General features: G+C 45.1%; 22 protein-coding genes. 12 read left to right on the top strand and 10 right to left on the bottom strand.

The window, feature by feature from the left end:
• Positions 1 to 88 precede the first annotated feature (88 nt).
• The 4 genes from J3998_RS05825 to J3998_RS05810 all read left to right on the top strand — a co-directional run bounded on the left by J3998_RS05825 (position 89) and on the right by J3998_RS05810 (position 5,495).
• Entirely contained in the window at positions 89 to 1,126 is a 1,038-nt protein-coding gene (locus tag J3998_RS05825; protein ID WP_208148538.1) for a hypothetical protein, read from the top strand.
• A gap of 13 nt (positions 1,127 to 1,139) precedes the next feature.
• A complete protein-coding gene (locus J3998_RS05820) occupies positions 1,140 to 2,618 on the top strand; it encodes a hypothetical protein (protein ID WP_208148537.1) in 1,479 nt (492 codons plus the stop codon).
• A gap of 96 nt (positions 2,619 to 2,714) precedes the next feature.
• Positions 2,715 to 3,347: a response regulator gene (locus J3998_RS05815; RefSeq protein WP_208148536.1), complete on the top strand. Its 633-nt coding sequence runs from the start codon at positions 2,715 to 2,717 to the stop codon at positions 3,345 to 3,347.
• 33 nt (positions 3,348 to 3,380) lie between these two features.
• Positions 3,381 to 5,495, top strand: coding sequence for an ATP-binding protein (locus tag J3998_RS05810; RefSeq protein ID WP_208148535.1), 2,115 nt, complete (start codon positions 3,381 to 3,383; stop codon positions 5,493 to 5,495).
• A gap of 225 nt (positions 5,496 to 5,720) precedes the next feature.
• Here the strand turns inward: J3998_RS05810 and parE are convergent, their stop codons facing one another.
• A complete protein-coding gene (parE, locus tag J3998_RS05805; RefSeq protein WP_208148534.1) occupies positions 5,721 to 7,616 on the bottom strand; it encodes a DNA topoisomerase IV subunit B in 1,896 nt (631 codons plus the stop codon).
• A 121-nt stretch (positions 7,617 to 7,737) separates the two neighbouring features.
• Here parE and ung point away from each other — a divergent pair, with 121 nt between their 5' ends.
• Positions 7,738 to 8,484, top strand: a complete 747-nt coding sequence (ung, locus tag J3998_RS05800) for a uracil-DNA glycosylase (protein ID WP_208148533.1) — start codon at positions 7,738 to 7,740, stop codon at positions 8,482 to 8,484.
• Here ung and J3998_RS05795 read toward each other — a convergent pair.
• The 7 genes from J3998_RS05795 to glyQ all read right to left on the bottom strand — a co-directional run bounded on the left by J3998_RS05795 (position 8,399) and on the right by glyQ (position 15,194).
• Positions 8,399 to 9,157, bottom strand: coding sequence for an OmpA family protein (locus J3998_RS05795; RefSeq protein ID WP_208148532.1), 759 nt, complete (start codon positions 9,155 to 9,157; stop codon positions 8,399 to 8,401). The genes ung and J3998_RS05795 overlap by 86 nt on opposite strands.
• Positions 9,154 to 9,936 carry an OmpA/MotB family protein gene (locus J3998_RS05790; protein WP_208148531.1) on the bottom strand — a complete coding sequence of 261 codons (783 nt, stop codon included), beginning with the start codon at positions 9,934 to 9,936 and terminating at the stop codon, positions 9,154 to 9,156. The genes J3998_RS05795 and J3998_RS05790 overlap by 4 nt, the downstream gene beginning before the upstream one ends.
• Before the next feature lie 14 nt (positions 9,937 to 9,950).
• On the bottom strand, positions 9,951 to 10,775 hold the full coding sequence (locus J3998_RS05785; RefSeq protein WP_208148530.1) for a motility protein A: 825 nt from the start codon (positions 10,773 to 10,775) through the stop codon (positions 9,951 to 9,953).
• A 43-nt stretch (positions 10,776 to 10,818) separates the two neighbouring features.
• Positions 10,819 to 11,583, bottom strand: coding sequence for a lysophospholipid acyltransferase family protein (locus J3998_RS05780; RefSeq protein ID WP_208148529.1), 765 nt, complete (start codon positions 11,581 to 11,583; stop codon positions 10,819 to 10,821).
• Complete coding sequence (gmhB, locus tag J3998_RS05775) at positions 11,583 to 12,122, bottom strand: D-glycero-beta-D-manno-heptose 1,7-bisphosphate 7-phosphatase (RefSeq protein ID WP_208148528.1); 540 nt, start codon at positions 12,120 to 12,122, stop codon at positions 11,583 to 11,585. Before gmhB ends, J3998_RS05780 begins: the two co-directional genes overlap by 1 nt.
• Positions 12,123 to 12,198: 76 nt before the next feature.
• Positions 12,199 to 14,268: a glycine--tRNA ligase subunit beta gene (gene glyS / locus J3998_RS05770; RefSeq protein ID WP_208148527.1), complete on the bottom strand. Its 2,070-nt coding sequence runs from the start codon at positions 14,266 to 14,268 to the stop codon at positions 12,199 to 12,201.
• Positions 14,268 to 15,194 carry a glycine--tRNA ligase subunit alpha gene (glyQ, locus tag J3998_RS05765; protein ID WP_208148526.1) on the bottom strand — a complete coding sequence of 309 codons (927 nt, stop codon included), beginning with the start codon at positions 15,192 to 15,194 and terminating at the stop codon, positions 14,268 to 14,270. The genes glyS and glyQ overlap by 1 nt, the downstream gene beginning before the upstream one ends.
• A 202-nt stretch (positions 15,195 to 15,396) precedes the next feature.
• Between glyQ and J3998_RS05760 the strand changes: the two genes are divergently transcribed.
• From J3998_RS05760 to J3998_RS05750, 3 genes are all read left to right on the top strand, one after another.
• A complete protein-coding gene (locus J3998_RS05760; RefSeq protein WP_208148525.1) occupies positions 15,397 to 15,639 on the top strand; it encodes a sulfurtransferase TusA family protein in 243 nt (80 codons plus the stop codon).
• Between the two features lie 207 nt (positions 15,640 to 15,846).
• Positions 15,847 to 17,169 (top strand): peptidoglycan DD-metalloendopeptidase family protein, encoded by a 1,323-nt coding sequence (locus tag J3998_RS05755; RefSeq protein ID WP_243750614.1) that lies wholly within the window; start codon positions 15,847 to 15,849, stop codon positions 17,167 to 17,169.
• Positions 17,162 to 18,310 carry an anhydro-N-acetylmuramic acid kinase gene (locus J3998_RS05750; RefSeq protein ID WP_243750613.1) on the top strand — a complete coding sequence of 383 codons (1,149 nt, stop codon included), beginning with the start codon at positions 17,162 to 17,164 and terminating at the stop codon, positions 18,308 to 18,310. Before J3998_RS05755 ends, J3998_RS05750 begins: the two co-directional genes overlap by 8 nt.
• Before the next feature lie 2 nt (positions 18,311 to 18,312).
• On the opposite strand, the gene J3998_RS05745 is transcribed toward J3998_RS05750, so the two are convergent.
• Positions 18,313 to 19,341 (bottom strand): YbgA family protein, encoded by a 1,029-nt coding sequence (locus J3998_RS05745; RefSeq protein ID WP_208148524.1) that lies wholly within the window; start codon positions 19,339 to 19,341, stop codon positions 18,313 to 18,315.
• A 16-nt stretch (positions 19,342 to 19,357) separates the two neighbouring features.
• A complete protein-coding gene (gene folM, locus J3998_RS05740; protein WP_208148523.1) occupies positions 19,358 to 20,092 on the bottom strand; it encodes a dihydromonapterin reductase in 735 nt (244 codons plus the stop codon).
• 175 nt (positions 20,093 to 20,267) lie between these two features.
• Here folM and J3998_RS05735 point away from each other — a divergent pair, with 175 nt between their 5' ends.
• From J3998_RS05735 to folE2, 4 genes are all read left to right on the top strand, one after another.
• Entirely contained in the window at positions 20,268 to 21,134 is an 867-nt protein-coding gene (locus tag J3998_RS05735) for a TIGR01777 family oxidoreductase (protein WP_208148522.1), read from the top strand.
• A 336-nt stretch (positions 21,135 to 21,470) separates the two neighbouring features.
• Positions 21,471 to 22,820, top strand: a complete 1,350-nt coding sequence (locus tag J3998_RS05730) for an FAD-dependent oxidoreductase (RefSeq protein WP_208148521.1) — start codon at positions 21,471 to 21,473, stop codon at positions 22,818 to 22,820.
• Between the two features lie 6 nt (positions 22,821 to 22,826).
• Positions 22,827 to 23,855: a CobW family GTP-binding protein gene (locus tag J3998_RS05725; RefSeq protein WP_208148520.1), complete on the top strand. Its 1,029-nt coding sequence runs from the start codon at positions 22,827 to 22,829 to the stop codon at positions 23,853 to 23,855.
• A gap of 135 nt (positions 23,856 to 23,990) precedes the next feature.
• On the top strand, positions 23,991 to 24,944 hold the full coding sequence (folE2, locus tag J3998_RS05720; RefSeq protein ID WP_208148519.1) for a GTP cyclohydrolase FolE2: 954 nt from the start codon (positions 23,991 to 23,993) through the stop codon (positions 24,942 to 24,944).
• The last annotated feature ends 23 nt before the right edge of the window (positions 24,945 to 24,967 follow it).

The following is a 24,967-nucleotide window of genomic DNA, read 5'->3' as shown; positions in this document are numbered from 1 at the left end:
TATGGGTAAAAATACTATTCAGCTTTAAAATTAAAAAAAAATTTACATTCAAAATAAAACTCTAATCTCTAATCTAAGGAGAACCTTCATGAAAGCACCCTTTCTCTTCGCACTAGGTCTACTCACCGCCTTTTCAACTGGCTGCGTGAGTAACAACAGCACACAACAAACTCTTGTCAAAAGTTCAGAAAATGCTCGAGTTACAACAGATGATATAGACAAACTCGTTAATAAAAAAGCTGTTTATATTGGTAATTTTGGTGTGACTTTTGTGGTTCAGGACTCAAGTAGCAGTAAAGCTGAAAGCCCAATGATACGGCACAATAGTGGCGATTATGCCAAGGCACATTTAGTCGCAAAACTATCAGGGGTTTCGGACAATACATTTCAAGCAATTACCGATCAAGCTTATAACACCTTTGTTAAAGACTTAGAAAAGAAAGGCTACCAGGTCAAGAATTATGCAGACCTACAAACTAACAGCCTATTTAAAACAATGACAAAGCTGTCAACACCTCACTTCCCATCGCCTCAAGGGCTATTCCAGAAAATGAAAGGGAGCAAAAACATGATAGCCTTTGCTCCGTCAAACATGAGCTTAATTTACAATTTTGATGCACCTTATTTAGGCAAATTTGGTGAATTGGCAGAACAATTAAAAACGCCTGTTTTATCGGTCAATTACAAGGTCCACTTTGCTTACTTTGATAAAGATGCGGATTATAAAGTTGACTACATCGAGTCAGTTCCCTTAGGGAGTAAGAGCCCGCAGAAAACAGCAAATTTATCAGCCAGTGTCAGTTTAGGACAGGGAATTCAGGTTGTAAGCGGGTCTAAACTAATCGTTATGCAAGATAACGGTGGCACCTTTAACAGAAACAGTTCAGTAACCCTAAAAGATCCGGTGGTCGCTATCGGAGCTTATGGCCGTAATAAAGATACAACTTCCGACGCCACAAAAGCAGCAAACGCTTTGAGCTCAGCCTTAGGCATGTTTAGCGGACGCAGCTCAAGCACTACCGAAATTTCGATTACAGCAGAGCCTAAGTATTACGAATTTGGCGCCAATAAAGTTCTCAATGAAGCAACTAATCGCTTAGTTAAAGCGCTACCAATGCAAAACTAGAAGGGAATTAACCATGCAAACAATCATAAAACGCATTTTGATAGTTCCAGTTTTAATTTTTGGACTATTCCTTACCGCTTGTAATAATAGCAATCCATCATCAAATGAAACGACACCAGCTGCTGGGCTTGCAGGAACGGCTGCAACCGGAGCTCCAATTAAAGGTTTTGTTTTTGCTAAAGATGCTAGCGGAAATGAAATCAACATCGCTACCATGTTAGATGGCTCTTTTACACTTGATGCTGCTAACTTAACAGCCCCAATTGTATTAAAAGTGGTATCAGAAGACGGCTTAAAAACCTACTATTCTTTCGCCGAGACCAACAATCAAACTGTCAATATCACCCCCTTAACCCATCTAGCACTTTTTCTGGCCGTCAATAAAATCAACCTTGATACGCTTTATGATGATTGGGATGGAAGCAATATCACCCTAGAAAATGTACTTGTCGCACAAGCAAAAATAAACGCCAACCTGCGTGATCAAATAACTGAAAAGGGGTTAGATCCTAATAGCTACAATTTCTTAACAACACCGTTTGTTGCCAATAGCACTGGATTTGACAAACTATTGGATGAAATAAGAGTAAGTGTTGATTTGGCAAACAGCAGTTTCTCATTCGAGATTCCAGCATTACCCAATTTTACATTTGATGAAGCAATTTCTGTCGATGGTATTTCTTTTGAAAATAGCAATCCCAGCAATGGCTTAAATGAGAGTCCAGCAACGATTCTTGCCGAACATGCCAAGCAATATACTTTTACCTTTACAGAATCTGCTCCAGGATCAGGAATTGCTGATGGTACCCAACGAACATTTGCACTAGGTACCGACGGCTCTCTCGTGATTGACGGTAGCACCACCCTAACAAATCCAGTGTTATATAAAGGAAATCCTTACGAAGCCATCTGGACAGACAACACCAATAACCTCAAATACGCAGCTTCATCCATTGTGACAGGCGAAACACTAAGAGAAATCAATATTAGTAATAATCTAAATTACGACCAAACTGGTTTTAAATTTTATGGTCAGTTTAATGATGCCTCGTCAAACAATAGCGGTTCGACTTGCAGCGGTACTTATGGAAGTGTGACGCTTTCCGGCGAAGCCAATGTCACCGCTCTGACTGGCACTGAATTCTGCCCAGGCGCTGGCTTTGAAGTTCCTGAAAGAGCGACGGCAATCTACTTTACTGATAACGTCATTCCCAACACGACAAGAAAAGGGGGAATCATTGCACTCCAAGTACATTACACAAATAATCTATTTGATATGTCTCCAGGCTTTATCCAGCTAAAATACACTCAAGACGGAACAATTGTTTATGAGAAATATTTAGACAACGGAACCCTGAATGACTTCAATATAACCATCGACGCCGATACCAAAACGGTTAACTTCAACAACACGGTGTTACCTGCCAAAGCATGTAACACCTGTACCGGCGAAGGAACCATGATCATCAACGGTTCACTCATCTTTAATTAGAGCTAAAAACACTTTAATTACTACTTTAAACAGGTGTTAAAACACCTGTTTTTTTTGTGATACTATGCCATTTAGTCGTACATCAAGGGTAAAACCATGAACCATGCCTTAATACTAGAGGACCAGCCTGAAGCCCGCACTTGGATGGCCGAAAAGCTTTTGCAAGCATATCCGACAATTGAAGTTAAGCAGGCCTGTTCCCTTGATCAAGCATTCAAACATTGTAAAAAGATTACTTTTGACCTTGCTTTAATTGATATCAACCTGCCTGATGGTACAGGCAATGAGCTAATATTGAACCTAAGTCAAACCTCCCCCCAAACCATTAGCATAGTTGTCACCATTTATGACGATGAACATCACATCTTTCCAGCCCTGCAAGCTGGCGCAAAAGGCTATTTACTCAAAGACATGCCTGCAGAGAAGTTCATTGAGCGCTTACAAGGAATTACCAGTGGCGAGCCTGCTTTAAGTTCTGAAATCACACTGAAATTAGTGCGGTATTTTTCCACAATCAATCCTGAACCTGGCCCCCTACTCACTGCCAGAGAAAAAGAAGTACTCACTCTGATTGCTAAAGGTTACACACAACCTGAAGTTTCTCAATTACTTGATTTAAGCCCACACACCATTAATGGCTACATCAAAACAATCTACCGCAAACTAAGCATTAATTCACGAGCAGAGGCCACCCTGGAAGCGGCACGTCTTGGTTTAGTCAGACCCTAAAGGGAAAAACTAAGTATCTACCTAGGTTCTTTTATGAAAATTTCATCCCAACATCGCCTATTATTTGCAAGCATAATTCTATTACTGGGAGTTTTAACTGCTATTGAAATGGCACTAAAAGCCCCTATGTTAGACATTCATATCACGTATGAATCAAATTCTCAGCAGTATCTAATTTCTCCAACAAGTCCCTCTACGCAAAACTTGTTTAGCAATAACAGTAAGATTGAATCATTAGGCGGCATCAAAATTAGGCATGAACTGTTAGTTGAGGAGCCAGACCAATTAAATTCATGGACTGACTACAACCAGTTCATGGTAGATATGAAACAGCTTTATCAAGCTTCTATGAAAGGCCAAATCAGTGCCGTGATTAATGGAGAGTCAATTGAACTACCGGTGCGAGAGCGAAGACTAGTAGATTTACCTTGGTTATTCTGGCTTCAGGCTGTCATTGCCTCCTTGGTGTTTTTAATTGCCGCCGGCGTTTATGCTTTTAAAGTAAATAATGTGGGTGCGCAACAATTTTTCTTTGCTGGGTTTGCGCTAGGGGTTTCCGCTCTTAGTGCGGCCGTTTATAGTTCTCGTGAATTTCTCTTAGATGGCAATCTAATCTTAATACTTTCCATAAGTAATCAATTTGGTGCTGTATTTTTTACCGTTGCTTTAGTGGCTTTATTAGGACACTATCCACAAAAATTGTTTAAACGTTTTAACCTAACACCTTGGGTAGTTTTAGCAGGAAGTTTGAATTGGATACTTTTTAGCATGCAAATTTATCCCGATCCTAGCTGGGTTTACTCAGGCACACTAATATTGTTTGCTATCAGTTTTGTCTTAGCTTTCCAACAGTGGCAACGCACACACAACTTGCCTATTGAAAGAGCTTCTTTGAAATGGTACTTACTGTCGATTTACCTTGGCACGGGTCTATTTGCTGCTTTTATCTTGATACCGGTTAGCCTTGGCGTTGACCCTACAGCTAGCCAAGGAATGATGTTTTTAGTGTTTCTATTTATGTTTGTGGGCATTGCCTTTGGCATTATTCGCTATCGCTTGTTCGACCTAGATCGCTGGTGGTTCAATGCTTGGACTTGGTTCTTAGGAGGGCTGCTACTGATTTTATTTGATGCATTTTTAATTAGCGCTATTGGTATGAATTCAGAAAATGCCCTCATGTTATCTCTAGCTTTAATCGGCTGGCTTTATTTTCCTATCCGTCAACTATTTATGGGTAAGCTATTTAAAAAGGAAAATAAACAAAATGAACAGATCAACCACCTGATACAAAAGCTTTTTAGCGCCCAAAACGCCAATGAACTCAATCAAATATGGCAAGAAAATTTGCAAGAGACATGGGGTGCTCTTGATTTGGAAGAGGTAAAAGGAAAAATTAAAGCCATTCAAATGAAAGGTTCTGGACAGGTACTAAAAGTTCCACATCTATTTAACGAAACTCATTTGCTCTTTAGCTATCCAAGCAAGGGGAGTCGATTGTTTAACAAACAAGATGTTCATTTGGCGAGCTTATTCAGTCAAATTGGTCAACAAGCTTTAATCGGTCTAAGTGCGCGCGAGCAAGCCATTGAAGAAAAAAATAGAATTTTTAGTGATTTACATGATGATGTCGGTGCAAAATTACTTTCCATGCTATACAAAACTGAAGACTCAAGCCTGCAACAAATCACTCGAGCAGCATTGCAAGACCTCCGCGATATCGTCTCCCAGCCAAATACAACTCACGCCTGTTTAGTAGAAAGCCTTTATCATTGGAAAGAAGAAATGCAAATTAGGCTCAGCGAAAAACAGATCCTACTGCATTGGAGTCAAAGCACAATGCCCTCCAAAAAATTTTCCAGCTTAACCTTAAATCACATAATGCGTATTTTGCGTGAAGCAACCAACAACATCCTAAAACATGCTAAAGCAACTGAGGTCTGGATAAACATTGAACACTCTCAAGATATGCTAAATATTGAAATTCTAGACAATGGCAAAACAACCGACCCAAATGACTGGAACTTGGGTCGAGGAACACGCAATATGCGTCATCGTTGTCAACTATTAGGAGGACAAGTTAAGTGGAAAAAAACCAAGGGCTGTCAAGTAAATATCAGCATACCATTAGACCTTAGATCAATGACTTAATGCGCCATGTAAATTAAAAAAAGGGCTACCCCAGATAACACAAAATTTTGTATTACCGGAGAATGAAACTCCTAAAGGGCAATTTCACCTTTTTTAAAGACGTGTAAGTGACAGTTTAATAAAAGTAATTCAAAGAACTCAACTAAAGCAACTGCACAATCGGTTAAAAGGCAACAGGTCTAGGACACCCATACTAATTATATTTTTATGTGGCATCATCAAGACTTAAACACTGGCTAAATCACCTTTCTGTTCCAGCCAGGATTTACGATCTGGACTGCGTTTTTTCGCCAACAGCATATCCATCACTTCGGTGACGTTTTGCTCTTGACTCTCTTCGTCCAGCTGCAACTGCACCAAACGACGGCTTTCCGGCAGCATGGTGGTTTCTCGCAGTTGCGCAGGATTCATTTCACCCAAACCTTTGAAGCGCGTAACCTGAATTTTACCCGGCAACTTCTCTGCGGAAATTCTGTCCAATACACCTTGACGCTCGGCTTCATCCAAAGCATAGAACACTTTTTTACCGACATCGATTCGATACAACGGAGGCATGGCTACATAGATATGCCCTTCTGCAACCAATTTCGGGAAATGTTTCACAAACAATGCACAGATTAACGTAGCGATATGCAGACCATCGGAATCGGCATCCGCCAAAATACAGATTTTTCCATAGCGCAAAGCACTAAGATTTTCAGAACCTGGATCTACCCCAATCGCCACAGAAATATCATGAATCTCTTGCGAGGCCAAAACCTGATTCGATTCAACTTCCCAAGTATTCAGAATTTTGCCTCGTAACGGCATAATCGCTTGGAAACTTTTATCACGAGCCTGTTTGGCAGAACCACCAGCGGAATCGCCTTCCACCAAAAACAGTTCTGTACGCGCTAAATCGGTGTCAACACAATCTGCTAATTTCCCCGGCAAAGCCGGGCCGGAAGTAATTTTTTTACGCACTACTTTTTTGGCTTTACGCGCACGACTGCTGGCATTAGAGATCACCATCTCGGCGATTTTTTCGGCCACTTCGGTATGTTGGTTCAGCCATAAACTCAAGGCGTCTTTAACCACGCCGGAAATAAACGGCACACACTCACGAGATGACAGACGCTCTTTAGTCTGACCGGCAAATTGCGGCTCTTTAACTTTAGCCGAAAGTACAAAAGCAACATTCAACCACGCGTCTTCCGGGGTGATTTTAATACCGCGCGGAATCAAATTACGGAACTCGCAAAACTCACGGATTGCATCTGTCACCCCGGCACGCAGACCGTTTACATGGGTCCCGCCTTGCGGCGTTGGAATCAGGTTGACATAACTTTCATTCAACGATTCACTTGGCTCTTCTAACCATGCAATCGCCCATTCAACTTGCTCATGCTCGGCAATGCTTTCGCCGACAAAACCTTCTTGCGGCAAGCGGTCGCGACCATCCAGCGCATCATTCAAATAATCTTTTAAGCCCTGCTCATATTGCCAAGTTTCTTTTTTGCCGTCTTTTTCATCAACAAAATTCACTTTTAACCCAGAACACAGCACCGCCTTAGCGCGTAGTAAATACAACAACTTGCTAATCGAAAATTTAGCACTATCGAAGAACTTGGCGTCCGGCCAAAAACGCACCATCGTGCCGGTGTTTTTCTTGCCGACCTTACCGATCACTTCTAACGACTGTTGCAGTTCACCATTGGCAAAGGTAATTTGATGTAATTGCGCATCGCGACGAATCTGTACTTCCACTTTCGTCGACAAAGCATTCACTACCGAAATACCAACTCCATGCAGACCACCGGAAAAGTTGTAGGATTTATTGGAAAACTTACCGCCGGCATGCAGGCGCGTCATAATCACTTCCACCCCGGGAACCCCTTCTTCCGGGTGCACATCAACCGGCATACCACGACCGTTATCCAGCACACTCATGGAACCATCCGCATGATGAGTAATGGTGATTTCACTGGCGTGCCCGGCAAGCGCTTCATCGACGCTGTTATCGATAACTTCTTGTGCTAAATGGTTTGGGCGGGTAGTGTCGGTGTACATCCCCGGACGCTTACGCACTGGCTCCAAGCCGGTTAGGACTTCAATTTCCGCTGCATTGTAATTTTCGGCCAAGGCAAAACTCCTAAGGTGACAATTCGGGTGATAAAATGACGCAAATTTCAGAGCCGATAATACCATAATTTGCGGTGTTATCAGTCACTCCGACTGACCGAAATCAAGGATGACCACCAAGATGAGCGAAATCAAATTGCAACCAAGCTGGCTAGCCCATTTACAAAGCGAATTCGAACAGCCCTACATGCAGAGCCTGAAAGCGATGCTACAACAAGAGAAGGCAAACGGAATCACGATCCTGCCACAAGGTTCACTGTGGTTTAACGCCTTAAACTCAACCCCACTGGAAAATGTCAAAGTGGTGATTCTTGGTCAAGATCCATATCCAACTATCGGCCATGCACACGGCCTGTGTTTTTCGGTTATGCCGGACGTTAAACCATTGCCGAAATCGCTCAATAATATTAACCAAGAACTATGGGAGGATTTAGGGGTTGATAATCGCCACAGCGGTTATTTGCAACCTTGGGCGGAACAAGGAGTGTTATTACTGAACGCGGTCCTCACGGTGCAAGCCGGCAATACCAACTCACATCAAGGCAAAGGCTGGGAAACCTTTACCGACAAAGTGATTGAACTGGTCAATCAACATTGCGAACACTGCGTGTTTATTTTATGGGGTGCTTATGCACAGAAGAAAGGCGCCAAAATCGATACGCAGCGCCATCTGGTAATTAAAAGTCCGCATCCGTCACCGCTATCTGCCTATCGTGGATTCTTCGGCAGCAGACCTTTCTCACAGACCAATCAATACCTGCAAGCTCATGGTAAAGCGCCGATTAATTGGCAGCTGCCACTTGCTCAGGGGCAGACGCAACAACCGCCAATCCAGCATCCTGTAGGTGACGCACAAAGCCAGCAGTAATTAGAATCTCAATCCGGCGGTTCTGTTCCTTACCGGTTTCATTGTCATTACTTTGCACCGGATGATGCTCTCCGTAGCCGGAAATCGAGAATTGCTCAGCCGGCAAATCGGAGGCCTTAAATAATTCTTCCATAACCGTTTGGGCGCGCATGGCACTTAAAAACCAATTATTGCGCAAAGGCGACGTCGGTTGAATTGGATCATTATCGGTATGCCCTTCAATAACAATTTCCGAATTCCAATAAAATCCCTCTTCGGCAGCGTAATCCAAAATCGCCCTTTTTTGAGGGTTGATGCTGTCTTGTAAAGTAAACAACCGACTCTGTTTCAATAAAATACCTAAGTACTGCAATTCTTCTTTTAACTGTTCAGACGGATAATAATCAGCACTATTAAAAGCCGCTGCACTTTGCACCTTAAGCAGAATGCCTTGCGGGGTTCTCACCACCGACACCACCTGAAGTCCTTGGTTAGTGATCTGCTGTGCCAGCTCCTCATAAGCTTCACTCACTTGCTGATCAGCCCAAACTTGCAACTTAGAAACTTGAGTCTTATTGAGCACAATGACCATAATAAAAAAGGTAATCAACAAGGTTACCACATCGCCAAATGCCAATAGCCAACCACTCCGTGCGCGCTTTTCCGGTGACTGAATCAACAAACGCGAAATCACTGCTCCACTCCCACAAGCATTGCACTCTCACGCAGCGACTTCAACGGTAGATTACTGTTTTCCAACATGATCAGTTTCGGCAAAAGATAAACCTCCACCCGGCGATTTTCCGGCGAAAATTTATCTTCGACCAACGGATGAAAACTACCGTAACCAGCAATCGTAAAATACTCACGTGGCAAAAGACTATATAAGCGCAGAAACTCCATCACTGCATAAGCACGATAACTACTGAGCTCAACATTGTCTTTAAAACGTGCATTCGGCAACATTGGATGCGCATCGGTATGGCCTTCAATACGCACAAAAAACTGTGCATCAATATCAACCGCCTGCAAATGGCGAATCCAACGCTGATAATATTCAGGCGCTTGCGGCAGATTAAGGCTTTCGATAAGTTTCGCCATCTGCAATAAGTAAGGAGTGAGTTCTGGATTAATCGTGGCTTGTGCCGATTCGAACAAATTATGCGCGGCTAAAACATCCGGATTTAAGGTCAGACGCACTCCTTTATTCAAGGTATTCTCAACCTGCAACCAGTCTAAACCACGTTCTTGTTTAATGTTTTCGGCTCGCTGATAAAGTTCGACCACCATATTTTGATAAGCGCGTTTCGGCGGAACGGTTTCCAATTCAATCATGGTCAAGATAAACAAGAAAATCGCCAATAGCGAAGTAAACAGACCGATATACACCAGCAGCCAAGTCGGCGTAGCTGCGACCGGATTACCTTTGAAAAGCAGAGAACCGCCTTTGGAATGTTTACTTAGAGAAAGCATAATGCCACACTCCGCTAAACAAGTTCACCGAGACGTTGTTGCGTTTTCTCATGCACAAACGACATGAGCTGCTCTTTAATTAACAATGCAGGTTCATTGGCTTTCATTGCCACCACAGCATGGATAATCATCTCATTGCGCAATAAGTCCTGCTCGCTCAAAACCTTCAATTTACCGGCAATCGGCAAGAACAGCATATTCGCCAGCAACACACCATAAAAAGTGGTTACCAGAGCTAAGCCCATACCATGTAATAAACCGGATAGCATGTCATTGGTTGGCGAAGTGGCTAGTGAATTCAAATCGACATTCACTTCGGTGGTCATCATAATAATCAAGCCCATCACCGTCCCCATCATGCCAAATGCCGGTGAATAAGACGCCATATTGATAAACACTTCCTGAGAATTCAATTCTTGTAAACGAGTGGTCATCAGACGTGTCTGCAATGCGCTGCGTAGCTTCTCTTTATCCTGATACAGCAACATCTCATTCAGTGCAATGCGCAGGAAGTTATCATCGACATTTTCCAGATGATTTTCTACCGCCAATTGCCCTTTTCGTTTGCTGAGCATAGCCAAATCGAAGATCTCATTGATAAGGTCTTCATCTGAACGCGACTCACGCGAGAAGATTTTGTAAACACCCGGAAAAATCGACCAAACTTGATTAAGCGGATAATTAATTAGCACGGCTGCAAAAGTCCCGCCAAGCACCAACAGCAACGCCTGCCAGTTGAAGAAAGCATGAATGAATTGCTGTTGCTCTTGATCGAACATGCTTGCCGAAAGCAGCAAGATCGCCAAAGCGATTCCTAAAAAACTAGCAAGCCGGCTCATAGCTCGTCCCTCTTCGTTTAGTTGAGCAAAGTGCCAACAGACTCTAGGAGTGAGTTGATACTTCCGTGCCCTCTGTCGGCTTTTGCTCAGCGAGAGAAGGCGTTGAAAAATATTGCTGGTACCAATCCGCGGTCAATTGGTTAATGTCCGCAGCACTTAAATCGGAAACATCGTCGATACGCTTAATATAAACGTCAACCGTTCCCGGACGTTTCATAAAACTGTTTTTCGGCCAGTAGCTTCCGCCGTTATGGGTCACCAGATAAATCGGCGCTTTGGCTTGCTTGGCAAGCATAGCACCACCGATATTGATCTTCCCAAGCTCGTTCGGCGGCATACGCGTGCCTTCCGGGAAAATCACCACCCAATTACCATTATCCAAACGCTCCTGCCCTTCCTGCAAAATCTGCTTTAAGGCTTTACGACCGGCATTACGATCAATGGCAATCGGATGCAGCAATTTCATGCCCCAACCGAAGAACGGGATGCGTAGCAACTCTTGCTTAAGCACATAAGCCTGACGCGGAAAAATACGCTGAAACTGCAAGGTCTCCCATGCCGATTCGTGTCTAGCAAGGATTAGACCAGCTTTTTCGGGCAGAATTTGGTCTGCGCCATGCACTCGCACTTTAATACCGCAAGTAATACGCAACCACCATAGACAAAACGTAGCCCAATGCGTCATGACGCCATAACGCACCTTATTAGAAAACGGCAAAGTTAGCTGTCCGAATACTGAAAACAGTACTAAAGAGATAGTCTGCCCAATAGCAAATAGGCTCGAACGTAGGATTAACAGCAGTTTCATCAATTCTCCTTCAATAATTGCTGCACGACTGACAATAAATTGTCATAGACAGGAATGGACGCCAATAAAGTATCTTGCGTCGCCAAGGTTCTTTCGCCTTTGCCACTGCGAACCAGATACGGTTGCATCTGCATCGCTTGCGCGGCACGAATATCGCCCAGTGTATCACCAACCATCGGCGCACCTTGCAACGGAATGCCCAACGCTTTTTCAATTGCCTGCAGCATCCCCGGCGCCGGTTTACGCGACGGGGAGTTATCACCGCCTAGATAAGGCGAGTAGCTAATCCAGTCAACGCCGTGCGGTGCCAGCATATTTTGCATTTTCCGATGCATTTCACTCAGAGTAGCACGACCATAGTAACCGCGCTTGATGCCGGATTGATTGGTTGCGACCGCCACTTTCCAACCCGCTTGCTTCAACAGTTTAATGGCTTCAATCGAGCCTTCCACCGGCAGCCATTCATCGGCAGATTTAATAAAAGCATCTGAGTCTTCATTAATCACGCCGTCACGATCTAAGACAATGATTTTTTGCATCTTAATTTATTCCATTTTCGGCACGGAAAAAAATTCCCGCACTGGGCGGGAATTTCAATTCGCAAATATCGGTCGCTTACAGACGCGAGATATCGGCAATATCGGTAAACAGTTGGTAGATTTGGTTTAGTAATGCCAAACGGTTGTTTTTGACCGATTCATCATCGGCCATAACCATTACGCCATCGAAGAAAGCATCTACTTCGGCACGGATTGTCGCCAACTGTTGCAAGGCGGCAATGTAATCTTTGCCTGCGACCAAATCGCTAACTTGTTCACGTAGTTCGTCCAACTTCGCAAATAGTGCTGATTCTGCATCGTTGTCAAACAACCCGGTATCAACGGTTTCGGCAATATCGCCATCCACTTTTTTAAGTAGGTTAGCGATACGTTTGTTTGCCGCACTTAGGCTTTCTGCACCTTCAATTTGGGCAAAAGCCTTGACCGCTTCGATACGCTTAGCGAAATCGAGCGGATGGCTCGGCGCACAAGAACGCACCGCTTCAAATTGTTCCGCAGTAACACCTTGGTCAGCAAAATACGCTTTTAAGCGGCTGATTACAAAATCGTAAATATCGGCAACCAACTCGTCGGTGGTTTTCACTTCTGGGTGCAGGTCTAACGCAAAGCGAATCATCAATTCAAGATCGAGGTCTAGCTCTTTTTCGATAATAATACGCAGCATACCCAGCGCTGAACGACGCAGAGCAAACGGGTCTTTATCACCGCTTGGCACCTGCCCGATACCGTAAATACCGGTGATGGTATCCAACTTATCGGCAATCGCCACCGCTTGTGCAACCGCAGAAGATGGCAGTTCATCGCCGGCAAAACGCGGTTGATACTGAGCATCCAAAGCGTCAGCGACTTGCTGATCTTCGTTCTGTTCCATCGCATAGTAGCGACCCATAATCCCTTGCAGGTCAGAGAACTCACCAACCATTTCCGACATCAGATCACACTTTGATAGACGTGCAGCGCGTTCCAGCATTTGCGACTCGGCACCTAATGGCTTACCAACTTTAACTGCCAAGGTTTCCAGACGCTCAACCTTATCGAACAAGGTACCCAACTTCTGTTGGAACACCACGGTTTTCAAACGCGGTAGGAAATCATCCAACGGCTGTTTACGGTCTTGATCCCAGAAGAATTTCGCATCCGATAGACGCGGACGAATTACACGCTCGTTACCTGATTTCACTGAGGCAGGATTTGAGCTTTCGATATTAGAGATAGTGATGAACTTGGCCATCAACTTGCCATCGGCATCCAACATATGGAAATATTTTTGGTGATCTTTCATCGCCGAAACTAATGCTTCGGAAGGCACACTCAAGAACAGCTCGTCGAAGTCACCGACAATCGCCTGCGGCCATTCGTTTAACGCGGTAACTTCTTCCAATAGATCTTCGTCAATCTGGGCAATACCGCCTTCGGCTTTTGCCGCCGCCTCAACTTGCGCACGAATCATATCGGCACGAGTATCGAATTCCGCTTGCACATAACCTTTAGTGCATAGCGTATCGATGTAATCCGCAGGCTTGGCAATGGTGATTTCAGTCGGCGCATGGAAACGATGCCCGCGCGTGGTGTTGCCTGTTTGGTGACCTAGAATCGTTGCCGGAACAACCTGATCATCCATCAACATAACTGCCCAATGTACCGGACGTACGAATTCAACATCCGACGCACCCCAACGCATACGCTTAGGAATCGGCAATTTAGCCAGTGACTGATTAACAATTGCAGGCAATAATTCTGCCGCGTCTTGGCCCTGTTGTTCTTGCATAAATGCCATCCACACCCCTTTCGGCGTGTCGATTTCAATTAAGTCTGCCACATCAGCTCCGCAACCGCGCGCAAAACCTTGCAACGCTTTGCTTGGGTTACCGTCGGCATCAAACGCGGCTTTTTTCGCTGGGCCTTTTTTCTCAACGGTTTTATCTGCTTGGCGTGCTTGCAGCTCTTGAATACGCACCGCTAGACGGCGAGGAGAAGCGTATAGAGAGACTTCACCAAAGCTCAGTTCGGCTTCAGCAAGACCGGCTTCAATACCTGCACCAAACGCTTGGCTCAGTTTTTTCAGAGCCTTAGGCGGTAGTTCTTCGGTACCAATTTCTACTAGAAAATCGACAGTCTGAGTCATTATTTTGCCTCCCCTTTTGAATCTTTAACCAAAGGGAAGCCCAGTGCTTCACGTCCTTCATAATAGGCTTCGGCAATTTGGCGAGCCATAGTACGCACACGCCCGATAAAACGTGCACGCTCCGTTACCGAAATCGCGTGACGTGCATCCAGCATATTGAATGCGTGCGACGCTTTTAGCACTTGCTCATAAGCCGGCAGCGGTAATTTATCTTCAACCAGCTTGGCAAAAATCTGTTCACACTCGTCAAAAGTACGGAACAGAATTTCCGTGTCGGCTTTTTCAAAGTTATAGGTCGACATTTCCACTTCGTTTTGGTGGAACACATCACCGTAAGTCACTTTACCGCCCGGCCCATCAACCCAAGTCAAGTCATACACCGAGTTCACTCCTTGTAGGTACATGGCAATACGCTCAAGGCCGTACGTGATTTCACCGGTAACCGGACGGCACTCTAGGCCACCGACTTGTTGGAAGTAAGTGAACTGGGTAACTTCCATTCCGTTCATCCAAACTTCCCAACCAAGCCCCCACGCACCTAACGTTGGCGACTCCCAGTTATCTTCAACAAAACGGATATCGTGCTCAAGCGGGTCGATGCCCATACGCTTTAGCGATTCCAGATATAGCTCTTGGATATTGTCCGGCGACGGCTTTAACATTACTTGGAATTGGTAGTAATGTTGCAGGCGGTTCGGGTTTTCTCCGTAACGGCCGTCAGTTGGACGACGGCAAGGCTGAACGTAAGCAGCACGCCATGGCTCAGGCCCGATTGAACGCAGGAACGTCGATGGGTGGAAAGTCCCAGCTCCCATCTCATTATCGTAAGGTTGCATAACCACACAACCTTGCTCGGCCCAGAAGGCCTGAAGGGTCTGAATCAAACCTTGAAAGGTGTTGATATCTGTTTCTGCATTTGCCGACACAGGGAAAACCTCTTTAAAAAACTTTATACATATTAAAACCTACCGCCAACATGAACTTATCAAACTAAAGAAACGCAGAACAACTCAATGGGGACTTATTCTGCGTTTCCCTAAAAGATTGGCGAAGGGTCTGAATTTTAGAAAATTGGCTGATTATAGCGCATAATCATCCTAGGTTTAACCTTATAGATGAGAGAAACATATGAGCAAAGATAGACTGCAAATTGATGCGAAGGGGCTGAAATGTCCAATGCCAGTCATTAAATTACAACAAGCGGTACGGAAAGCCGAAACTGGGACGGAAATCAGCATTGCCTGCACGGATAAAGGTGCGGAAAAAGATATCGGCAGCTGGTCTCGCGTTAATAAGCATCACTTACTCTCTGTAGAGAATATGGATTATGGTTTGCTGATCACTATTAAAGTGAACGGATTAGAATCTTAAACAGATTAATTCTGATTCATTTTCTCCCAATTACTCCATTTTACGCAGTAAATGTACAAGACTTTTTTAGCCCAACGAATTTGACTATAATCGAAGAGTAAATTAGGGTACTTGGATAAAGTTAATTCTTACTCTCGAAACGTACCTCGCAAACAATAAATTGGAGTAACCGGTAGAGCCGAAAAGGCTCTTCCAAAGTGGAAGATTATGAAAAACTGGCCTATTACATTACCTGTCGCAGGTCTAGCCATGCTAGGCGGCGCTTTAATGCTGACACTTACCGCCATCCCAACAGCTTCAGACGCAAACTTGACTGCTGAACCACAGCCACTTCCGCTTCCAGAATCGATTAGTGTCGCCAACGCGAATGTTTCCACTGTAGCCAGAGCTGAAACGCAAACTGCAGTGTCCAAAAAACTGATTGAAAAAACCGTCAAAATCAAGCGCAATGACTCTCTAAGCACGGCACTAGATCGAATCGGTATCGGTGCGAGCACGGTTTATCGCATCAGCCAAACCAAAAACAGCAAAATGTTGACGCAGCTGAAAGTCGGTGACGAACTAAAAGTATTCGTTGACTCTGATGGCGCTCTTCAGAAAATCATCTACCCGAAATCCTTAACCGTCAGCCACGAGTTAGTACGCACCGACACCGGCTTTCATATTAGCCAACATGAAAAACCGGTCGAAATCCGTACTCGTACGGCCTACGGCGAAATTAAAGGGGCTTTTTATCCTGCTGCTGAACGTGCTGGTTTAAGTCCGAAAAGCATTATGCAATTAGCTGATATGCTTGCTTGGGATGTCGATTTCGCGCGTGAATTGCGCGGTGGCGACTACTTTAAAGTCATATATGAAACTCGCTATCTGGATGGCGAATACATCGGCGACGGTGACATTCTTGCTGCCCAAATAACGACTGACGGCGGCAAACAGATTCATAACGGTTTTATTATGCGTGACGGTGAAGAAGTCATCGGCTTCTACGACGAAAACGGTAAAAACCTGAAGAAAGCCTTTTTGAAAGCTCCGATGGACACAGTTCGCATCACCTCTCGCTTTAATCCAAAACGGATGCACCCAATATACGGCTACAAGCGTCCGCACCGTGGCGTTGATTACGGTGCGCCGGTCGGTACGCCGATTCGCGCCACCGGCAATGGCCAAATTACCTTCCGCGGCGGCAACAAAACACGCGGCTACGGATACTATGTGAAAATTCGTCATAACAACGGCTATGAAACCCTCTATGCACACATGTCACGTTTCGGTAAATTCAAACAAGGGCAAATGATCAAACAGGGACAAATTGTCGGTTATGTCGGCAGCACAGGTGCTTCTACCGGTGCGCACTTACACTATGAGTTCCGTATTCGCGGCAAACACGTAGACCCGCTGAAAATCAAATTTCCGGCCGCCGGTCCAATTGCCAGTAAATATCGCAAAGAATTTACCCAGCGCAGTAACTTCCTACTGGGGCAGTTGAACCGCTTGGACCAGAGCACGCAGCTGGCCTATAACTTTGAGTAAAACAACTCAAACCGAGCTCTATATCGGTTTAATGTCCGGCACAAGTGTCGATGCGATTGATGCGGCACTGGTCGCTATTAACGAAAATGATCTTAGACTCGAACATTTCATCAGCACCCCTCTTGACGACTCTTTAAAGCAAGCCTTATTAGCCTGTAACCAACAACAGCAAATCCGCTTACATGAATTGTGTCGTCTGCAAAGTGAACTCGGGCAAGCTTTTGCCAACAGCGTGCAAAACCTTCTTTCAGCTAGCAATGCCTCGGCAAACCAAATTCGCGCCATCGGCAGTCACGGTCAAACTATTTTCCATGCGCCGGACGTACAGATGAGTTTGCAAATCGGTCATCCGGCGATGATTGCCAAACAGACCGGTATTACCACCATTGCCGACTTCCGCATTGATGATATGGCGCTTGACGGACAAGGCGCACCTTTTGCACCGGTATTTCATCAAGCACTATTTGCCGAAACCGACAATACCGCGATTGCCGTCAATATCGGCGGTATTGCCAATATCAGCGTGCTGTCGGCACTGAATACGAATACACCGATTACCGGTTGGGATTGCGGTCCAGGAAATGGCTTGATTGACGAAGCCTGCCAGAAATACCTGCAATACGCTTACGATAAAAATGGCGCAACTGCCAGAACGGGACAAATAAAAGAGAGTCTGCTGGAAAACTTATTGGCGGATGATTACTTTGCCAAAACGCCGCCGAAGAGTTCCGGACGCGATTATTTTAATTGGCAATGGTTGGAGAGCGCTTTAGGTAAGCAAACCTTCGACAGCATATCCATTGCCGACTTGCTGGCAACCTTGACTGAACTGACCGCTATTACCATCGCTCATGAAATTAATAAGCTGGCAACCGATACCGATACCGATACCGATAACAAAGTACCGGTATGGATTTGCGGAGGCGGCGCTTTTAATGAGTATTTAATTGAGCGCCTTGCCACACATTTACCAAATTGTTCAGTGCAATCTAGCCAAGTGGCCGGCCATAATCCAGATAGCATTGAAGCGATGTTATTTGCGTGGCTTGCCTATAAACGCCTGCATAATCAACCGGTCGCCTTGAGCGCCGTTACCGGCGCAAGCCGCGATGCGGTAATGGGCGGCATCTGGCATCCATAATATTATTTACGCTCTTTCTTAGCCTCACGGAACGCACTCACATTTGAACGCAGCGCTAATTCGGCAGGATAAGGATGGATGATTTTCTGAGTGGCCAGATACTCACAACCATAATGATGAATCCAACCCTCAATTAATTTCATCAAACTAACCAGCGGCACAATTCCTAATTTAAACTCGCCCAATGTCTGCTGGTAAAACGCTTTCTCAGCATCGCTTAAATCCTCTTTAAAATAAGCATACATATGTTCGATGGTATTCATCATTTTGCCGCGTGAAGTCTTTGTTCCCACTGCCTCTATAAACAGTTCTCCGTATGCTTGCAGGCTCTCCTCAAGATGGTTTTTATTGGCCTTGGCAACAATCGGTCCCATTTGACGATATAGTGCTTCATTTTTCGAAAGTAGCAGATATTTATAATCGCGATGGAATGCTTGAAAACCGGCAACGGTCGGCTCATTTTCGACAAATTCACGCCAGCGAGCCGCCGAGAAAATATGCATCATAAAGTTTTCGCGCAACCAAGCATCTTGCAAACGCCCTTCTTCTTCAATGGCAATCTTCGGAAAACTCTCGCGTAAGTTTTTGGTGAACAGTCCCATATCCATCGGGTCTTGCGAACCAAACCATTCACCGCTTGGACGATACACTTTGATCCGTTCCAAACCGCAGCTTGGTGATCGCGATTTAACCACCGCTCCGTCAATATTCTGCCTAATCAGGAAATTCATTTTCTTATCGGTATAGTCTTGCAAGCCGTCGGTATAATCATTACCGGATTTTGGACCAATCACGCGAATCTGTCCTTCAACCCCAACCAAACGCACCGTTTCGCGCGGCGTACCGATGACTGCCGCTTCAGGACAGAAACGCTTAAATTCAACGTAATCTGCCAATTTATAACGCACAAAATCATACTGCGCATGACCGCCGTTATAACGACACTCGGTACCTAGCAGGCAATCGGAAATCGCAATTCGCGGTTTCGGAAATTCAGGCTGATTTAATTGTTGATGTACCACGGCTTGCATAAAACTCTCTCGCTTTTTATTGGCGCTCAGCTTGGCCTAAACACACACCGCCGTCCACCGGCAAACTAATGCCAGTCACGTACGGATTATTCATTAAATACTGCACGCTCTGCCAAATCACTTGCGGACCCGGTTCAAACGGCAAAGCTTGACGTGACAGTCGGCTTTGGCGCTCTTCTTCACTGTCATGTGCATGGAACATCAGCAGGCCGGGAGCAATATCATTCACCTTAATCGCCGGAGCCAACTTACTGGCAAAGACACGCATCTGAGTTTGCAATGCCGCTTTTGAACTCAGATAAGCGATGTACTCACTGCGATTCAACTGCACGCTGGCATCGGAAAAACTGATGACATCGCTGCCACCGGCACAGTTTGCCAGTAAAACCTGCAAACCAAGAGTTAACTGATACGGCGCTCGCACATGCACATTAAAAAGCTGCTGATATAAATCCGTTTGCTCGGCAATCTGTTGGTCGGTAATCCAAATCGACGCATTGTGAATCAAAGCTCGCAGACTCTTCACCTCAGCTTTCAACTGCTCGATAAAACCCTGTACTTGTTCGCTGTCATTGAAATCGACCTGAAAAGCACGCGCCCCTTGTGCAATCAACGCATCGATTTCCGGGCGCGGTTTACGATAGGTTATCAATACCGGAAATTCCCCCTGCTCCAGAAACTGTTGTGCCAAATGCAAACCGACACGCTGCCCTGCACCAGTGATTAATACCGCTTGTTCAAGTTGCTCCACGCCAAACCTTTAAAAATAAGTTATTGATGGAATAGATTTAAATCCCTATCGCCTCTATTGTAAAGTGACAGCTAGCAATAAAAAAGATATTTGTATAACTTTTTAATACAACTGTACAATTTTATTATTCAAAAAAGAATTTCAGCTCATTGAACCAATAGTTTGGAGGTCTCTAATGAATATTACTATCCTCGGCGGCACGGGGCTGGTCGGCTCCGCCTTACAACAGCAGCTCAGCACCCAACATCGCGTCACCGTTTTCGGTCGCCAAGTGTTTCGCAGTCCAAAAACGGTAATGGAGGCGATAGCCGATGCGGAACTGGTCATTCAATTGGCCGGTGCCAATATCGGAGCGCGCTGGAACGCAATCTATAAACAGGAAATTTGGGACAGCCGCATCGAAAGCACAAAAATGCTCGGGCAGGCACTACAAAAGCTAGACAAAACGCCGCGTATTATCTGCGCCTCGGCTATAGGCTTTTATCCGCAAGCAGATGACTGCTCTCGGCATTACAGCGAAGATCACACTCAAGCCGGCGACGATTTTCTCGCTAAACTCTCTGTTGCTTGGGAAGCCGAAGCTCAAAATCTGGTCGATGATGAAAAGTTGGTCATTACTCGTTTTGGTGTGGTTTTATCAAAACAAGGCGGAGCCTTAGCGAAAATGCTGCCGGCTTTTAAATTCGGTTTAGGCGGTCCGGTAGCCGGTGGTCAGCAATGTTTTAGTTGGATTGATATCGACGATTTATCCCATGCAATGCAGTTTATTATTGAACGCCCAGAACTACGGGGAATTTTTAATCTAAGCGCGCCAAATCCATTGCCGCAGAAACAGTTTGCTAACCTCTTAGGTAAAACCCTAAACCGCCCGACCTTTATGCCTTTACCGCTATGGCAGTTAAAGTTAATGTTTGGAGAAGGCGCGCAGGTATTAACGCATAGTTCCAGTGTTTATCCGCAGAGGTTATTAGAACTTGGATTTGAGTTCCGCTTTGCCGATGCCGAAAGTAGTTTGAGGCACCTGCTTATCGATTTGCAGTAGCTCATGTTGACCATGTTGCACCGTTTGCCAAGATGCATTCGCACAATTTTGTTGCAACGAATTATCGGCCGAGGTATTTAAGACTTCTGGCGATTGTATTGAGTCGGAGCATGCCATAGCAGTCATCGTTCTTCTTAAGACAGTTTGGATATGGGCACATACTAACGGTAATAGATGACACGAGCGTGACAAAACACGCCGCACCGAATGTTTGACCTATTATGCAAATTCCCTTGCAAGAATAAGCAGTTAAGCACTCATTATTAACAATAAATAGGCTATAATTACCGGCTTAGATTTTTACAGAGTTTTTACAAAAGAGTTTCAGATACCAAGATGAAGAATCGGGCTTATGACGTTGTTATCGTAGGTGGCGGGATTTCCGGCTGCGCGTTAACTTATATGCTGTCGCGCTACACCGACGTAAAATCGGTAGCGATGTTAGAAAAGTACGGTAGCCTTGCGCCGCTTAATTCCAGTGCGCGAGCGAATAGTCAGACCCTGCATTGCGGCGATATTGAAACCAACTATACTCTGGAAAAAGCCAAGCTGGTTAAACAGCAAGCCAATATGATTGTGCATTTCGCCGATCAAGCCGATAAAAACGACTTCCTATATAAGTTCCCGAAAATGATTATGGCAGTCGGCGACGAAGAATGTGAACGTTTGGAAAAACGTCATGCGGAATTCGCAGAGGCTTTCCCTTACATGGAACTTTGGGACGCCGACAAAATTGCTGAAGTGGAACCGGCCGTAACCATGAAGGACGGCAAACGCCGCCCAGAAAAAATTATGGCATCTGGCTGTACCGATGAATACTCAGCGGTCAACTACGGCAATATGTCGAAAGCCCTTATTGTCGAAGCACGTAAAAGCAATACCGACATTCATGTCTCACTGAGCACCGAAGTCGAGAAAATCCGCAAGCTTGACGATGGGTATGAAGTGAATACATCGCAAGGCACCTTCTTCGCCAACTTTGTTGTGGTTTCAGCCGGTGCGCACAGCTTGTTACTCGCGAACCAAGTCGGTCACGGTTTGGACATGTCGATTCTGCCGATGGCCGGAAGCTTCTACTATGTGCCGAAAATCCTTAACGGCAAGGTGTATACCATGCAGAACGACAAGCTACCATTTGCCGCACTGCATGGTGATCCGGATTTGGTCGAGCTAAGCAAAACCCGTCTTGGACCAACCGCTCTGGTTCTGCCTAAACTGGAACGCTACACCGGCGGTACTTATATCGATTTCTGGAAATCATTGAAACTAGACCGCAAAGTTATCCGCGTATTCTGGGATTTAATGAAAGACAGCACTATCCGCAACTACATCCTGAGAAATTTCATGTTTGAAGTGCCTTGGTTGCGTAAACGCCTGTTCGCCAAAGACGCCCAGAAAATCATTCCAGATATCAAACCGCAAGATTTGGAATACGCCAAAGAAATTGGCGGTCTGCGTCCACAGGTTATTGATAAAACCAGCATGCAGCTTAAGCTTGGCGAAGCCAGTATTGTTCCTGAAAACGAAAACCTTATTTTCAATATGACACCATCGCCGGGCGCGACCACTTGCTTGGGTAACGCCTACCGTGATGCGAAAATCGTTTGTGAACGTCTAGGTATCAATATTCATCGCGACAAGATTGTCGATGAATTACTAGGCGGCGAAGACGTACCGGAAAAATAATCTGCGATGTCACTGCCGGTCTATCTGATTACAGGATTACTCGGCAGTGGCAAAAGCACCTGCCTGCAACACCTCATTCAACAAAAACCGACCGAGCAAAACTGGGCTCTGTTAATTAATGAATTTGGCGAAATCGATATTGACGGTGCAGCGCTCAGCGCAAGTTATCCTAATCTAATTACCGAAACGGTTAGCGGCGGCTGTATCTGCTGTTCGGCACAATTCAATCTTAGCCAAGCACTTAACCAATTAATCCAAAACCCTGATTTAGACGCACTGTTTATTGAGCCGACCGGCCTCGGTCATCCGGCGAGAATCATCGACACCTTAAAACAGTTTCCACAATTACAATTAGCGAAAACCGTTTGCGTGGTTACCCCGCAACAACTCACAGCCGAACGTTGGCAAAAATCGCAAGTAATGCGCGATTTGATTACGCTTGCCGACTTAGTACTATTAAATAAAACTGACTTAAGCGAGCCACCACAAATCGCTGCCAGCGAACAAATTCTCGATGGGCTTTATCCGCCAAAGTCGGTGCTAAAAACGCAAATGGCGCAGATCGAATTAGCAACGATCACCGCAAAAAAAGAGACGGTTCCGCAGGCAGCCGTTTTTGTTTTGCAGGATGATTCTGGTTTTTCACTAAAACCATCCGGCGCTCATGCCAGCCAATATCAAGACTGGCAGAGCCAATTGCCAAAGGTGATGCGCTCAGCGCTGCAAATTGACCCGCGAAATGACCAAATTCTGGCAATCGGCTGGCAATTCGATAAACAGGTGATGTGCAACCGCACTGTATTAAAAAACTTCTTTCTAGAGTTCTCCCCCTTCCTGCTGCGTGCCAAAGGTTTGCTGCGAACCGGCAATGAGTGGCAATTGCTGAACTTCAGCGATGAGCAATTAGTCTTATCTGATATTGCGTGGCGTCAGGACAACCGCTTAGAATGTCTATTCAAAGAAAACGAAAAAATCGATAAAGACCTTATCAAACTCATGGAAACTCAACTACTTAGCGTTATTAGCCTTCGCTAATAGATGGGAAATAGAGCGCCATTTTTTTAAATTTTTGTTAAAATCGCAGGTCATTTTTTAAACACGAGACGTGTCACCAATTGCTCTTGATTGGCTTTTGCAACTGGAACGTCCAATACAGCCGAAGGAAATTGCATGACTAAGCACATGCCCGATATCGCGTGTCAGCCGCACCAAACACCACAAGGTACTCTTAACTGGGTAGGAATGAGCGGCATTGAACTGCCTGTTTTGGTTCAACAAGGAACAGACGCTAATGACAGCGTTATTATGTCCTCACTAGCCCAAGCATACGTCAATCTAGAAGACCCTTTAAGCAAAGGGATTCATATGTCACGCCTATATCTGACTCTGGATCAGATGTCGACTGAAAAGCCGATTTCGCCAAATCAGATTAAAGCGATTCTAGATAAATTCATCGATTCACACGTTGGCCTAAGCTCGAATGCTTTCGTTGAATTCAAATTCGATTACTACGAACGTCGTTCATCACTAAAAAGTGATAACAGCGGCTGGAAACACTACCCTTGTACGGTGCGTGGTGAAGTCCGTAGCGGCAACTTCGACTGCGAAATCTCAATTGAAGTGCCTTACTCATCAACCTGTCCATGTTCAGCAGCGCTATCTCGTCAATTGATTCAAGAAGCTTTTGAACGTGACTTCGATGGTAAAAACATTAGCTACGACGACGTTATGTCATGGCTTGGAACGCCGGAAGGCATCTGTGCGACTCCGCACAGCCAGCGTTCTTATGCACAAGTGAAAGTGAAGGTTTTGGAAAACGATGCACTGGTTATCTCAAACTTGATAAATGACATCGAACAAGCACTACAAACTCCGGTACAAGCAGCCGTTAAACGTGAAGACGAACAAGAATTCGCACGTCTAAACGCTTCTAACCTGATGTTCTGTGAAGACGCTAGCCGCCGTCTACAAACAGCACTGAGCGCCAATGACCATTACCAGGACTTCTGGGTACGTGTCAACCATCTAGAAAGCCTACATCCGCATGATGCCGTCGCTATCGTTACCAAAGGTGTCGAAGGCGGTTACTCAGACGAACCAAATCTAATGGATCCGATGAAGTAACTTCCGGCCTGCAAAACTCGCCT

Origin of the sequence: Thiomicrorhabdus marina (assembly GCF_017571465.1) — a bacterium.
Lineage (GTDB): Bacteria > Pseudomonadota > Gammaproteobacteria > Thiomicrospirales > Thiomicrospiraceae > Thiomicrorhabdus > Thiomicrorhabdus marina.
The sequence above is the reverse complement of the archived record's forward strand: the minus strand, read 5'-3'. Positions and strand labels throughout refer to the sequence as shown.

What these genes read in the sequence shown, in the direction of transcription:
- glyS (WP_208148527.1), bottom strand. Translation starts at nt 14,268, where the DNA reads ATGACTCAGACTGTCGATTTTCTAGTAGAAATTGGTACCGAAGAACTA.
- folE2 (WP_208148519.1), top strand. Translation starts at nt 23,991, where the DNA reads ATGACTAAGCACATGCCCGATATCGCGTGTCAGCCGCACCAAACACCA.
- J3998_RS05760 (WP_208148525.1), top strand. Translation starts at nt 15,397, where the DNA reads ATGAGCAAAGATAGACTGCAAATTGATGCGAAGGGGCTGAAATGTCCA.
- J3998_RS05730 (WP_208148521.1), top strand. Translation starts at nt 21,471, where the DNA reads ATGAAGAATCGGGCTTATGACGTTGTTATCGTAGGTGGCGGGATTTCC.
- J3998_RS05780 (WP_208148529.1), bottom strand. Translation starts at nt 11,583, where the DNA reads ATGAAACTGCTGTTAATCCTACGTTCGAGCCTATTTGCTATTGGGCAG.
- J3998_RS05785 (WP_208148530.1), bottom strand. Translation starts at nt 10,775, where the DNA reads ATGAGCCGGCTTGCTAGTTTTTTAGGAATCGCTTTGGCGATCTTGCTG.
- J3998_RS05725 (WP_208148520.1), top strand. Translation starts at nt 22,827, where the DNA reads ATGTCACTGCCGGTCTATCTGATTACAGGATTACTCGGCAGTGGCAAA.
- J3998_RS05745 (WP_208148524.1), bottom strand. Translation starts at nt 19,341, where the DNA reads ATGCAAGCCGTGGTACATCAACAATTAAATCAGCCTGAATTTCCGAAA.
- J3998_RS05735 (WP_208148522.1), top strand. Translation starts at nt 20,268, where the DNA reads ATGAATATTACTATCCTCGGCGGCACGGGGCTGGTCGGCTCCGCCTTA.
- gmhB (WP_208148528.1), bottom strand. Translation starts at nt 12,122, where the DNA reads ATGCAAAAAATCATTGTCTTAGATCGTGACGGCGTGATTAATGAAGAC.
- J3998_RS05815 (WP_208148536.1), top strand. Translation starts at nt 2,715, where the DNA reads ATGAACCATGCCTTAATACTAGAGGACCAGCCTGAAGCCCGCACTTGG.
- J3998_RS05810 (WP_208148535.1), top strand. Translation starts at nt 3,381, where the DNA reads ATGAAAATTTCATCCCAACATCGCCTATTATTTGCAAGCATAATTCTA.
- J3998_RS05820 (WP_208148537.1), top strand. Translation starts at nt 1,140, where the DNA reads ATGCAAACAATCATAAAACGCATTTTGATAGTTCCAGTTTTAATTTTT.
- J3998_RS05825 (WP_208148538.1), top strand. Translation starts at nt 89, where the DNA reads ATGAAAGCACCCTTTCTCTTCGCACTAGGTCTACTCACCGCCTTTTCA.
- J3998_RS05755 (WP_243750614.1), top strand. Translation starts at nt 15,847, where the DNA reads ATGAAAAACTGGCCTATTACATTACCTGTCGCAGGTCTAGCCATGCTA.
- J3998_RS05790 (WP_208148531.1), bottom strand. Translation starts at nt 9,936, where the DNA reads ATGCTTTCTCTAAGTAAACATTCCAAAGGCGGTTCTCTGCTTTTCAAA.
- ung (WP_208148533.1), top strand. Translation starts at nt 7,738, where the DNA reads ATGAGCGAAATCAAATTGCAACCAAGCTGGCTAGCCCATTTACAAAGC.